The organism is Streptomyces sp. NPDC107500 (assembly GCF_055582785.1).
Genome location: NZ_JBVJPF010000013.1, coordinates 16376 through 29206 on the forward strand (window position 1 = coordinate 16376; position 12831 = coordinate 29206).

Consider the following 12831-nt stretch of genomic DNA (forward strand, 5'->3'; position numbering starts at 1 on the left):
GCGCTCAGTGCCGCTCAGGGAAATGAGATCAGGATTCCCTGCCTGCTCCGACACCCTTCGCTTGAAGGACAATGGCTGCGGGGACGGCTGTTGGTAGGCCCCTCCGGAATGGGCTGGGAGCCACGAACCAAAGCCGGGGCGGCAGTGTCTCTCCCGGCGGGGCTGCGTCAGGTCAGCGTGCGGTCACCGTCATGGCGCGAGGCGGTGAAGATCAACGGTGGGTCCAGAATCGTAGAGTGCAGCTCTCCCGAGGGTGCTCTTCTCATTGCTGTGATGCCCAATGAGTTGGACCACCTGCTCACGGCCTTGAACAGCAGCTGAGCAAGGCAGTAGGCATCCCTTCATGCCTGGGCGGTGCTCGCGCCTGTACGCCGACGTTGGACGCCTCCGTCCAGGTCGCGCAAGCCCAGTCCACCAGTTGGGCGCGGCCGCCCGCGAGCATCGCTGGGCCGGCGCTGCGAAGGACGGGGGCGGGGACTCGTCGGGTGGCCGGCGGTAGGGCGGGCTACCGGGAGTCCGCCACAGGCTGCCGCTTGTAGAAGGACTCCTCCAGGTAGGCGGCCTCGTGCGGCTGGTAGGGCTCCTCCAGGTAGGCGGCCTCGTCCCCGTCGAGTTCGACGTCCACCGCGGCTACCGCATCGGCCAGTTGGGCCGGCTTGGTGACCCCGACGATGGGCGAGGTCACCGCCGGGTTGCGCATGACCCAGGCCAGGGCGACCTGGGCGGGGGACAGACCCCGCTTGCCCGCGATCTCGTGGACGCGCTCGGCCACCGCCTGGTCCCCGTCGTGGTAGAGGATCTTGCCGCCCGGGTCTGTCGCGGCACGCGCCGTGGCAGTGTCCCGGACCCGCGTCAGCCTGCCCCGCGCCAGCGGGCTCCACGGGATCACGCCGATGCCCTGGTCGGCGCAGAGCGGGAGCATCTCCCGCTCTGCTTCTCGGTGGATCAGGTTGTAGTGGTCCTGCATCGACACGAACCGGGTCCAGCCGTTCAGGTCAGCCAGGTACAGGGCCTTGGCGAACTGCCAGGCGTACATGGAAGAGGCGCCGATGTAGCGGACCTTCCCGGACTTGACCGCGTCATGCAGCGCCTCGAGGGTTTCCTCGATCGGGGTGTCGTAGTCCCAGCGGTGGATCTGGTACAGGTCGATGTAGTCGGTTCCCAGTCGCTTCAGGGAGGCGTCCAGCTCGGAGAGGATCGCCTTGCGGGACAGCCCGGCGCCGTTCGGGCCGGGGCGCATCCGCATCCACACCTTGGTGGAGAGAACGACCTCCTCGCGCCGGGTGAAGTCCTTGACCGCCCGGCCGACGATCTCCTCGCTGCTTCCGGCGCTGTACCCGTTGGCCGTGTCGAGGAAGTTGACGCCTGCCTCAAGGGCCTGCTTGATGATGTCCCTGCCGGCGTCTTCGCCCAGTGACCAGGGCTCGCCGCCCCGGTCCGGCTCGCCGAAGCTCATGCAGCCGAGGGTGAGGGCGGAGACTTCCAGTCCGGTCGTTCCGAGTCTTGTGTATCGCATGCTTCGGAACCTAGGAGTTGGAGTGCGCTCCGACGCAAGTGTCGGAGGCATCCGCAGCACCCTGGACAGTGCACCGGAGACCGACGGGGTGAGCTGGGTTCGCAGGCGGACCTTGGCCGGTTGTCAGGTGCGGTTGGCCGGCGGTTCGGAGGGGCCCCGGCGGTGTTGCCAGCCGTAGCCCCTCCGGGAGTGCGTCAGCCCGCTGCCGGGGAGCCCAGCTTGTCGACCGCCTGGTAGTACGTCCAGGCCGTCGCGTCGCAGGAGGTGCGCTGCGCGCCGCTGTAGGCGGCGCAGACTCTCTTCAGGTCGGCGTAGAAGGCGCTGTCCACGCGGGACTTGTTGGCGGCGAAGGTGCCGGCCTCCTTGTAGTTGCGGTAGCCGAAGTCGTGGCGGGCGCAGGAGGTCTTGAAGGGGAAGCCGAAGGGGTTGTCGGGGGACGTCGAACAGTAGTCGGTGCTCCAGTTGAAGCCGTAGGCGCTCCACGCTCCCTGGTTGGCGCGCGCCGCGGTCCAGGCGTTGTAGCTGCTCGCGCTGGTCTGCGTCCAGCTCGCGAGTACCTGGGCCTTGTCGGCCGGGGCGGCCGACGCAGGGGCGGAGACCGTGGCGCACAGGGCGAGGGCTGCGGACGCAAGGGCCGCGGCGGTGATTCGACGGCGCACGTGTTCCTCCTGAGGGACGGTTCCGAGGTCGTCCTCAGCTTCGACCGGGGCGGGGTGGCCCGGAAGTCTCCGGCGCCGGGTCTGGGGTCGTGCGGACCGTGGACAGGGGTTGTAGGGGGCCGCCGGCCGGAAGTCGGTGCTTTCGGTCCCCCGTCCCCACCCCGCAGGGTGATTTGACCGTTCACCATCGGCCCGCGCTGCCGGACCTCGCGGACGTACCGGCCGATGTCCTAGTGCCGCGACTCCTCCGCGTCGGCCCGCTGCCGGGGCGGTCGGCCGGTGGGCCAGGGCCCGGAACCGGGGTCCGGATGCACGGGCCTGGTGATCCCGGCTCGGGTGGCCTCCAGTTGGGCCGCGAAGGCCACGCCCAGGAAGAGTGCGATGCCGGCCAGGTTGGCCCAGAGGAACAGGGCCATCAGGGCGGTCAGCGGCCCGTACAGCGAACCGAAGGACCCGCTGTGCCCCACGTAGAGGGCCAGCAGCCAGGTCGCCGTGATCCACAGGACGAGCTGGACCGCGGACCCGAACACGAGCCAGGTGTAACCCGGTTGGTCGCGCCGGGGGGCCCAGCGCAGGATGACGGCCGATGCCATGCAGGCGAGCGCCACGCCCACCGGGACCTTCCACCAGTTCCACCAGGCGAGCCACTCCCCGGGCCAGCCGAACACCTCGGTCACCGCGCTGCCCACCGGCCCGCCGGCCACCGTCACGAGGAAGCCGAGCACCAGCGGCCCGCCCGCACCGACCGCCAGCAGCAGGCTGCGGGCGTACTTCGCCCAGAACGGCCGGTCGCGTTCGATGCCGTAGATGCGGTTGCACCCCCGCTCGATCTGGCCCATGGCCGACGCGAGGTTCAGCAGGGCGAAACCGAGGCCGGTCCACATGGCCACGGTGCCCGCCGTGTCGGCACCGGCGTGCGCGCGGGTGGCCATCAGTCCGTCGCGCACGAGCTCGGCGCTGGCCGGCGGAACGACCTCGCTCAAGGTCAGTTCGATCAGTCGGCCGACGCTCTCCGTGTGGGTGGCCGCGGAGACCCCGACCAGGGCGATGGCGAGCGGGACCATCCCGATGACCAACTGGAAGGCGAGGGCCCGCGCGAAGCTGAATCCGTCGGCGTACCGGAAGCGCAGGAACGCGTCGGTCACCAGCCGGCGGCCCCCGTAGCGGCGCAGCGCGGTCCACGCTTCGTCTCCGGACAGCTCTTCGCCGATCATGTCCCTCGTCTGCGGTACGTGCACCACGGTTCCCATGCAGGAGGTGTGCTCCGCCGGACCGTTTCCATGCGGTCGGCGTGCCCGTGGACGAAGTGGGTCGGCGCGCGGCTCGTACCACCCGTCCGGTAGGTATCATGCCCCTCATGGCGGCCTACGTTGACCAGCGGTTTCGTGCCTCGTGATCAGTCTTCGGGAGCACCAGGCCGAGGCCGTCTCGCGGATCCGCGCGTGGGCGGGGTTTCCCGTGCGGGCGTCCGCATCAGCACAGGGGCTGCGGGCGACGGTGGTCTCCGCGACCGGGTCCGGAAAGACGATCACGGCCGCGCGGGCGGCGCTGGAGTGCTTCAGGGGCGGGCGGATCCTCGTCATGGTCCCCACCCTCGACCTGCTCGTGCAGACCGCCCAGGCGTGGCGGACGGTCGGCCACACGGGGCCGATGATCGCGGTGTGCTCGCTGGAGAAGGACGACGTCCTGGAGCGGCTGGGCGTACGGGCGACCACCCACCCGATCCAGCTGGCCCTGTGGGCTGCCGAGGGGCCGGTGGTGATGTTCGCGACGTACGCCTCGCTCGTGGACCGGGACGACCCCGAGGACGTCACCGGCCGGGCGAAGGTGCGCGGGCCGCTGGAGGCCGCTCTGGCGGGCGGGGAGCGGCTGTACGGACAGTCCATGGCGCCGTTCGACCTCGCCGTCGTCGACGAAGCGCATTCGACCGCCGGTGATCTCGGGCGGCCGTGGGCGGCCGTCCACGACAACACCCGCATCCCGGCGGACTTCCGGCTCTACCTCACCGCCACCCCCCGCATCCTCGCCCCGCCGCGCCCGCAGCGGGGCCTGGAGGGGCGGGAGCCGGCGATCGCCACCATGGCGTCCGACCCGGACGGCCCGTACGGCGAGTGGATCTACGAACTCGCACTGTCAGAGGCCGTCGAACGCGGCATCCTCGCCGGGTTCGAGATCGACGTGCTGGAGATCCACGATCCCTCCCCCGTTCCCGGGGAGCCGGAGGAGGCACAGCGGGGCCGGCGCCTCGCCCTGCTGCAAACGGCGCTCCTTGAGCACGCCGCCGCGCGGAACCTGCGCACGGTCATGACCTTCCACCAGCGGGTGGACGAGGCGATGGCGTTCGCGGAGAAGATGCCGCGGACGGCCGCCGAGCTGTACGCGGCCGAGGTCTCCGACGCTGTCCTGGCCGAGGCGGACCTGCTGCCGGAGTCGTCGATCGGCGCGGAGTTCTACGAGCTGGAGACCGGCCGCCATGTGCCCCCGGACCGTGTCTGGTCGGCATGGCTGTGCGGTGATCACCTCGTCGCCGAACGCCGGGAGGTCCTGCGCCAGTTCGCCAACGGCGTCGATGCCGGCGACAGGCGCGTGCACCGGGCCTTCCTGGCCAGCGTGCGGGTCCTGGGCGAGGGCGTCGACATCGTCGGCGAACGCGGCGTGGAGGCGATCTGCTTCGCCGACACCCGCGGCTCCCAGGTCGAGATCGTCCAGAACATCGGCCGGGCCCTGCGCCCGAACCCCGACGGCACGGCCAAGACCGCCAGGATCATCGTCCCCGTCTTCCTCCAGCCCGGTGAGGACCCGACCGACATGGTCGCCTCCGCCTCGTACGCACCCCTGGTGGCCGTGCTCCAAGGTCTGCGCTCGCACTCGGAGCACCTCGTCGAGCAGCTCGCCAACCGGGCGCTGAGCAGCGGGCAGCGGCAGGTGCACGTGCGGCGGGACGAGCACGGGCGGATCGTCGGCACCGAAGGCGGAGCGGACGAGGGGCGGGAGCACGACGACTCCGCCGGCGCCGCGCGGTCCGCGCTGCTGCACTTCTCCTCGCCCCGGGACGCCGCCACCATCGCCGCGTTCCTGCGCACACGGGTCTACCGGCCCGAGTCCCTGGTCTGGCTGGAGGGCTACCAGGCCCTGCTGCACTGGCGGAGGAACCATCACGTCACCGGCCTGTACGCGGTGCCCTACGACACCGAGACCGAGGCCGGCGCCACCAAGGCGTTCCCGCTGGGGCGGTGGGTCCACCAGCAGCGGCGCGCCCGGCGCGCCGGTGAACTCGACGACCACCGCAGGGAACTCCTCGACGAGGCCGGGATGGTGTGGGAACCCGGCGACGAGGCGTGGGAGACCAAACTCGCGGTGCTGCGCTCGTACCGGAGGGCGCACGGCCATCTGGCCCCCCGGCGCGACGCGCTTTGGGGCAACGCCGACAGTGAACTGGTCCCGGTCGGGGAGCACATGGCCAACCTCCGCCGCGAGAACGGCCTGGGGAAGAACCCGGATCGCGCCGCGGCCCGCGCCGCGCAACTCGACCGGATCGACCCCGACTGGAACTGCCCCTGGCCCCTGGACTGGCAACGCCACTACCGCGTCCTCGCCGACCTCGCCGCCGACGAACCCGACGCCGTCCTGCCCGACATCGCTCCCGGCGTCCTCCACGAGGGCGACGACCTCGGCAAGTGGCTTCGCAGGCAGCGCCACGGCTGGGCGGAACTCTCCGAGGAGCAGCGGCAACGGCTGGCCGCGCTGGGCGTCACGCCCGCCGAGCGGCCCACACCGCCGGCCACGCGCGGCGGACGGGCGTCCGGGCGGAATCCCGCCTTCCAGCGCGGCCTGACGGCCCTCGCACAGTGGATCCAGCGCGAGGGCGTCCAGAAGGCGGTGCCGAGGGGACACGTCGAACACGTCGTCATCGACGGCGAGGAGCACCACCTCAGGCTCGGCGTGTGGATCTCCAACACCAGGACCCGGCGCGACGGACTCACCCACGACCAGCGCACCGCACTGCGGGAGCTGGGCATCGCCTGGCCGTAGCGGGGAGCGGGTCAGGCGGAGGTCCGGGTCACGTTGGCGTGGACCCAGTCGGTGACCGCCCGGGTGGTGGTGCCGGGGGTGAACAGGGCGGCCACGCCCAGGTCGAGCAGGGACTGGACGTCCTCGTGCGGGATGATGCCGCCGCCGAACAGCACCCGCATGTCGTCCACCGAGCCGATCGCCACACCGGTCTTCCGGAGGGGCCTTTCAGAGGCCGATGTCGACCCGGTCGATGTCGGTGAACTCCACGCCCAGGCCGTGGGCGCGGGTGTTGTTGTCGCGGAAGTACATCTCGGCGAGGCCCTCGGCCGCGATGTTCTGGAGTTGTTGTTCGCTGGCGCCCTGGTCGCGGGCGGTGAACAAGCGGTCCGCCCAGTGCGGGGTGAGGGCCTGGGTGATGTCGCGGACTCGGGCGTCGTCCGTGGTGCCGGGGGCGGCGGTGAAGCCGAAGCGGGCGCGGGTGGAGAGGATCAGACCGTCGGTGGTGGACGCCTTCTTCCTGGCGCGCTCCCTCACCTTGGGCTGCCAGCGCTTCCTGACCTCGCGCTCCATGCGGTCGCGCAGTTCCGGGCGGGGCCGTTTGAGCTGTCCCTTGACGTAGCGCTCCACGGTGCGCTGGGAGATGCCGAGGAGCCGGGCGACGGCGCCGGTGCCCTTGAGCTGCTTGACCAGGTACCTCATCCGGGCTTGGGCGCTCTGGGGAACGGGGCGGGTGAAGGCTTCTTCCAGTGAGCGGTCCAGGCCCTCTCCGACGGGGTCCACCATCGTCGGTCACTCCCCTTCGCCGGCGGCCGGGTCGGTCTTGATGTGGTTGGCGATGTTGAAGACGCCGCCCTGTTCCTCGAACCGCTCCTCGGCCCACAGGACCGTCCGGGTGCCCTGGTGTTTGACCATGCCCGGGGAGATGCCGAGCCGGAAGGTGCCGGGTACGGGCTTGCCCTCGGGCGTGTGGGGCAGGACGTCGAGCGGGGACGGGCCGGGTGAGGGGTAGACGACGGCGTCGGTGCCGATCGCCACGGGGTAGAGGCCGGCCGCGGCCGCGGTCTTCATCAGCTTGCGGTGCAGGCCGACGCGCTGGTTGGCCAGGACGGCGGCGCGGATGTCGGGGCGCCACGTCTCCCGTTCGAGGGCCGGCCACGGTTCGTAGTACGGCACCTGGCCGCGGTTGCGCTGGCGGAGCTTGCCGATGCCGCCCTTCGCGGTCGCCTTGATGGCGCCGGCCAGCAGTGCCATCGTCGGGTCGGTCCCCCGGGAGCGGGCCATCGCCTCGAGGAACTCGCTGCCGCCCATGGCGGCGGTGACGCCGAGGTCGGCCATCGTGGCGACGTACGCGTCGCGCAGGCGCTTGTACCAGGCGTCGAGGTAGCGGCCGTTGCGGGTGCGTACGTGGGCCTCGACGGGGGCGACCTCGTAGCCCAGCTCCACCGCGTAGGCGACCGTGGGGGTGGCGTACCAGGCGGGGCCGGTGGGGCGGTCGCCCTTGGGGGTGAACGGGGAGGGGAGCCGGTCGCCGTCGACCGTGCGGCCGTTGATCTCCACGCGGGAGAGGTCGACGTGGCTGAGGTCGACCAGCCAGGAGCCCGGCAGCGCGGGGTCGAAGCCCGGGTTGCCGGTGAGGTGGGTCGGGCCGCCCAGGCCGACGGTCAGGCCGTTGGCGGCCGCGGCGAAGGACATGTTGACGTCGACCGCGACCAGGTAGTGCCGCATGCACTCCTCGTCGGTGAGGGGGCGGCACCAGTCGTAGGGCTCCTCCATCAGCATCTCGGCCGGCGTACGCAGGTGGTGGCGGGCGAACCTGCCCTTGAGCACGGGGTGTTCGTCGGGGACCTCGCACTCCACGACGTCGTACACGGCGGTGAGCGCGTCGTCGTTGAGGGCCCGGGTGAACTCGCCGGTGGCCGGGTTCTTCTCCGCGCGGGTGGGCGGGCGCAGCGCGGTCATCAGTTCCAGGCCGGTGACCGCCGCGGTGCCGCGCGGTGTCATCACCCGCTGGGCGTAGGCGCCGAGGTAGCGGGCGAGGTCGGCCGGGTGCATCGAGGGCAGCCGCGGGGCGTTCCTGTCGTCCCATTCGCGGGCGTCCAGGGCGTTCCAGGCGGGGACGCAGAGCTGGACGCAGTGGCGCTTGGCGCCTTCGGCGGGGCGGTAGATCCGCGCCCAGGGGCCCAGTCCGCGCCGGGTCAGTTTCCAGTTGGCCCGGGCGAGTTGCCGGACCGACTTGTGGCCGTCGGGGAGGCGTCCGGCGCGGCGTTCCTCGTCGGTGAGGGCGGTGGGCAGCCCGTAGCGTTCCAGGGCGGCCGGGGTGAGGACGAGGAGGGGGTCGCCGTCGCGGCCGTTGCGGTGGAGGCGGGGCTGGCCGAGAGCGGCTTCGGTGAGGGTCCAGTCGACCAGTGAGGGGAGGGACTTGGCGGGTACGTCCAGGACCAGGCCGCCGGCGCAGTAGGCGTGGGTCTCGCCGTTCTCCACGTCGATGACGGCGAGCGGGCCGTTCTCGAAGCGCCGGTCCGCGGTGCGCGTGGCGGCGGTGGGGGCGGCGGTGGGGGCGGCGGGGCGCTCGGCCGGCTTCCCGGCCTCCGGGGCGCGGGGCGGCGAGATGGCCGGTGGGGTGCCGGTCCGTGCCGGGGGCGCGGGTGCGGTGGGTGGCGGAGGCGCCGACGGAGCCGGTGCGGTGGGTGGCGGAGGTGCCGCCGGAGCCGGTGCGGTGGGTGGCGGAGGTGCCGCCGGAGCCGGTGCGGGGTCGGTGGTGGCCGGTGTGCCGGGGGCGGCGCCGTCCGGGGCGGTGGCGGGCGCGAACTGCTGCGACCAGCCGTCGAGGAGGCGCTGGTATGCCTGCCGGCGCGGGGGGCGGGGCTCGGCTCTGCCGGACTCCCAGTTCTTCACCGTCTGCGTGGTGGTCTGGAGTACCTGTGCGAGCCTGGCCTGGGTGATCCCGGCCGCTTCGCGCAGCCGGGCCCGTTCGGCGGGGTCGGGCATGTGCGGCTCGCCCGCGAGCAGGGTGTCAACGGCTGCGAACAGCTCTTCTTCCGTCGGCATGGGGCCGGTTCACCTCCGGCGGCCACCGTACCACTCGTTAACCTCCGATTACGGGATCCTTTTAGCCTTGGATTTAACCCGTGGCGTGGCTGCCCTTGGCGGGAAGTGGCCGGTCCGCTCGGCGTCCGCTAGAGGATCGCTGGGCTCCGGCCGCAGGATCCTGTGCCGTGGCGGCGCGCTGGGTCAACGTGTGGGCGTGTCGGAGCCACCGTCCCGTGTTCAGCCGGGGCGGTCGGACACATCGGTCCCTCTGCCCCCCACCCGACGGAAGTGCGGTTACCCGTGGCTACCTTCCTGTACAAGCTCGGCCGCTTCGCCTTCCGGCGGCGCGGCCTCGTGACCCTGTTGTGGGTGCTGATCGTCGTCGGCGTCGGTGCCGCCGCATCCTCCGCCCCCACACCGCCGAACGAGCAGTTCTCGATGCCGGGCACCGAGTCGCAGAAGGCGTTCGACCTGCTCGAGGAGAAGTTCCCCGACGCGGGCGCCGACGGGGCCACCGCCCGTGTGGTGATCCGCGCGCCCGAGGGCAAGAAGATCGACGGCGAGAAGCCGGCGATCGAGAAGCTCCTGGGCGAACTCGGCAAGGCACCCCAGGTGGCGGGCGTCGCCGACCCGTTCACCGCCGGCACCGTCAGCAAGGACGGCCGGACCGCGTACGCGGTGGTGACGTACGAGGTCACCGCGCCCGACCTCACCGACGAGGCGCACGACGCGCTCGCCGCGGCCACCGACCGGGCCCGCGACGGCGGACTGACCGTCGAGGCCGGCGGTGACGCCGTCCCGATCGAGCAGACCGTGTCCGGCACCGGCGAGCAGATCGGCGTGCTGATCTCGGCCATCGTCCTGCTGCTCACCTTCGGCTCGGTGATCGCGGCCGGCATGCCACTGCTCACCGCCCTGATCGGCGTGGGAGTCGGCGTGTCCGGCATCACCGCGCTGGGCGCCACCCTCGGGCTGTCCGCCACGACGTCGACGCTGGCGATGATGATCGGCCTCGCGGTCGGCATCGACTACGCGCTGTTCATCGTCTCCCGCTACCGTTCCGAGGTCGCCGAGGGCCGCACCGCGGAGGAGGCGGCGGGCATCGCCGCCGGCACCGCCGGGTCGGCCGTCGTCTTCGCCGGGCTCACCGTCATCATCGCGCTGGGCGGCCTCGCGGTCGTCAACATCCCGATCCTGACCAAGATGGCGCTCGCCGCGGCCGGCACGGTCGCCGTCGCCGTGCTGATCGCGGTCACCTTCGTGCCCGCCCTGCTCGGCTTCGCGCCGCGCCGGGTGCTGCGGGTCGCCGACCGGCGCCTGGTGCGGACCAAAAAGCCGCTGTCCGCGCGCAAGCTGCGCAAGTCCGAGAAGAAGGCCGCGAAGCTGGCCGCGCGGACCAAGCCGATCCTGTCCACGCGCTGGGCTTCCTTCGTGGTGCGCCGCCCGCTCGGTGTGCTGCTGCTCGCGGTGGTCGGCCTCGGCGCGATCGCCCTGCCCGCCACCAAGCTGGAACTCGGCCTGCCCGGCGAGGGCACGATGGCGACCGACACCACCCAGCGCAAGGCGTACGACCTGCTGTCCGACTCCTTCGGCGCCGGCTTCAACGGCCCGCTCACGGTGACCGTCGAGGGCGACGACGCGGCCGCCGCCGGCGACCGGATCGGCAAGGTGCTGAGCAAGGACGAAAACGTCGCCTCGGTGTCCCCGGCGACCGCCAACAAGGCGGGCGACACCGCCATCTTCAGCATCGTGCCGAAGAGCGGGCCGACCGAGACCGAGACCGAGGACCTGGTCAAGGACATCCGCGCGCGGGCGTCCGCACTGGCGGGCTCCGCGGGCGCCACGGAGATCCTGGTGACCGGCCAGAGCGCGATGTTCATCGACTTCTCCGAGACGCTGTCGGACGCGCTGCTGCCGTACCTGGGCCTCGTGGTCGGCCTCGCCTTCCTGCTGCTGCTCCTGGTGTTCCGCTCGGTCCTCGTGCCGCTGAAGGCGGCGCTCGGCTTCCTGCTCTCGGTGAGCGCGGCGCTCGGCGCGCTGGTGGCGGTGTTCCAGCTGGGCTGGGCCTCCGGTTTCTTCGGGGTCGAGCAGACCGGCCCGATCATGACGACGCTGCCGATCTTCATGATCGGCGTGGTCTTCGGCCTCGCCATGGACTACGAGGTCTTCCTGGTGACCCGGATGCGGGAGGCGTACGTCCACGGCGCCTCGGCGAAGGACGCCGTCGTCTCGGGCTTCCGGCACAGCGGCCGGGTGGTCGCGGCCGCCGCGATCATCATGATCAGCGTCTTCTCGGGCTTCGTCTTCGAGACCGACGACCTGGTCGCGATGATGGGCTTCGGTCTCGCCGCGGCCGTCCTGTTCGACGCGTTCGTGGTCCGGATGGTGATCGTGCCCGCCGTGCACTCGCTGCTCGGTGACGCCGCCTGGTGGCTGCCGCGATGGCTGGACCGGCTGCTGCCGAACGTGGACGTCGAGGGCGAGCGGCTCCAGCGGCGGCTGCGGTCCACCGGGCCGCGTACGCCGCGCGGTTCGGCGGAGCCCGAGCGCGACCTCGTGCACTGACACCGCGCACGCCGGCGAGGGCTCGTCCCACCGTGCCGCTCCAGCCTCACGCGACCCCGCGTCGAGGCCGGAGCGGCACTGTCGTCGGTGTGAGCTCCGGTGACGGACGGGCGTGAGCCCCCGCGGGGCGATGGACCGCCCGTCGGTGCCCCACGTCCCCCGAGGGCACCGGCGGGCCGTTCCCCTGCGCGCCGGCCGGTACGGACGAAGGGATACACCGACTGTGAACAGCACGTGGTTCCGGCGCTACACCACCCCGGGGAACGGGCCTAGGCTCGTGTGCTTCCCGCACGCGGGGGGTTCGGCGACGGCGTACCGGCCCCTGGCCCTGGCGTTGTCCCCCGGCCTCGACACGGTGTGCGTGCAGTACCCGGGACGTCAGGACCGGTACTCGGAGGCGCCCTTCACGGATCTGACCCGGCTCGCCGGGGCGGTGGCCGAGGAGCTGGCGCCGGTGCTGGCCGAGGAACCCGGGCGGCCGTACGCCCTGTTCGGCCACAGCATGGGCTCGCTCGTCGCGTTCGAGACGGCCCGGCTGCTCGCCCGCGGGCCGCTGCCCGCACCGCGGCGGCTGTTCCTGTCCGGGCGGGGCGCGCCCGACGCGCACAGCACGGCGGGCTTCGCGCGGTACGACGACGACGCCGTGCTCGCCGAGGTGCGCCGACTGGGCGGCACCGACCAGTCCATGCTCGACGACCCGGACATCATGGAGATGGCGCTGCCGGCGCTGCGGGCCGACTACCGGGCGCTCGGCTCGTACGGCTGGCGCGGGGGCGAACCGCTCGCCGCTCCGGTGACCGTGCTGGTCGGGGACGGCGACCCGATGGTGACCGTCGAGCAGGCCGGGACCTGGGCGTCGCACACCCGCGGGGACTTCGCCGTGAAGGTGTTTCCCGGCGGTCACTTCTACCTCTTCGACCAGGTCGACGAGACCGCCGCGGTGCTCACCGAGGGGCTTCTCACCGAAAGCGCCGCCGCCTGAACCGGCGACGCCCGGCGACCGCCAGGGGCGGTACGGACCTGGTCCGTACCGCCCCTGTGTCATGC

General features: G+C 72.2%; 9 protein-coding genes. 3 read left to right on the forward strand and 6 right to left on the reverse strand.

The features are described 5' to 3' along the window. Positions 1 to 505 precede the first annotated feature (505 nt). The 3 genes from ACZ67M_RS37355 to ACZ67M_RS37365 all read right to left on the reverse strand — a co-directional run bounded on the left by ACZ67M_RS37355 (position 506) and on the right by ACZ67M_RS37365 (position 3425). Positions 506 to 1516 carry an aldo/keto reductase gene (locus tag ACZ67M_RS37355; protein ID WP_469854319.1) on the reverse strand — a complete coding sequence of 337 codons (1011 nt, stop codon included), beginning with the start codon at positions 1514 to 1516 and terminating at the stop codon, positions 506 to 508. A 194-nt stretch (positions 1517 to 1710) separates the two neighbouring features. Continuing rightward, a complete protein-coding gene (locus ACZ67M_RS37360) occupies positions 1711 to 2175 on the reverse strand; it encodes a phospholipase (protein ID WP_385797482.1) in 465 nt (154 codons plus the stop codon). Between the two features lie 230 nt (positions 2176 to 2405). Further along, the gene (locus tag ACZ67M_RS37365; RefSeq protein WP_469854320.1) at positions 2406 to 3425 is read right to left on the reverse strand and encodes a YihY/virulence factor BrkB family protein; all 1020 of its coding nucleotides are present in this window, start codon (positions 3423 to 3425) and stop codon (positions 2406 to 2408) included. A gap of 142 nt (positions 3426 to 3567) precedes the next feature. Here ACZ67M_RS37365 and ACZ67M_RS37370 point away from each other — a divergent pair, with 142 nt between their 5' ends. Further along, positions 3568 to 6207: a helicase associated domain-containing protein gene (locus ACZ67M_RS37370; protein ID WP_469854321.1), complete on the forward strand. Its 2640-nt coding sequence runs from the start codon at positions 3568 to 3570 to the stop codon at positions 6205 to 6207. A gap of 11 nt (positions 6208 to 6218) precedes the next feature. On the opposite strand, the gene ACZ67M_RS37375 is transcribed toward ACZ67M_RS37370, so the two are convergent. Genes ACZ67M_RS37375 through tap form a run of 3 tightly spaced genes read right to left on the reverse strand, consistent with a single transcriptional unit; the run spans position 6219 to position 9237 of the window. After that, positions 6219 to 6392 carry a hypothetical protein gene (locus ACZ67M_RS37375; RefSeq protein WP_467322875.1) on the reverse strand — a complete coding sequence of 58 codons (174 nt, stop codon included), beginning with the start codon at positions 6390 to 6392 and terminating at the stop codon, positions 6219 to 6221. 22 nt (positions 6393 to 6414) lie between these two features. Beyond that, positions 6415 to 6972 carry a telomere-protecting terminal protein Tpg gene (gene tpg, locus ACZ67M_RS37380; protein WP_385797488.1) on the reverse strand — a complete coding sequence of 186 codons (558 nt, stop codon included), beginning with the start codon at positions 6970 to 6972 and terminating at the stop codon, positions 6415 to 6417. Between the two features lie 6 nt (positions 6973 to 6978). After that, a complete protein-coding gene (tap, locus tag ACZ67M_RS37385; protein ID WP_469854322.1) occupies positions 6979 to 9237 on the reverse strand; it encodes a telomere-associated protein Tap in 2259 nt (752 codons plus the stop codon). 282 nt (positions 9238 to 9519) lie between these two features. Between tap and ACZ67M_RS37390 the strand changes: the two genes are divergently transcribed. Then, positions 9520 to 11784 (forward strand): MMPL family transporter, encoded by a 2265-nt coding sequence (locus ACZ67M_RS37390; protein WP_392103174.1) that lies wholly within the window; start codon positions 9520 to 9522, stop codon positions 11782 to 11784. A gap of 223 nt (positions 11785 to 12007) precedes the next feature. After that, the gene (locus ACZ67M_RS37395) at positions 12008 to 12766 is read left to right on the forward strand and encodes a thioesterase II family protein (protein ID WP_385797495.1); all 759 of its coding nucleotides are present in this window, start codon (positions 12008 to 12010) and stop codon (positions 12764 to 12766) included. Positions 12767 to 12831: the final 65 nt, after the last annotated feature.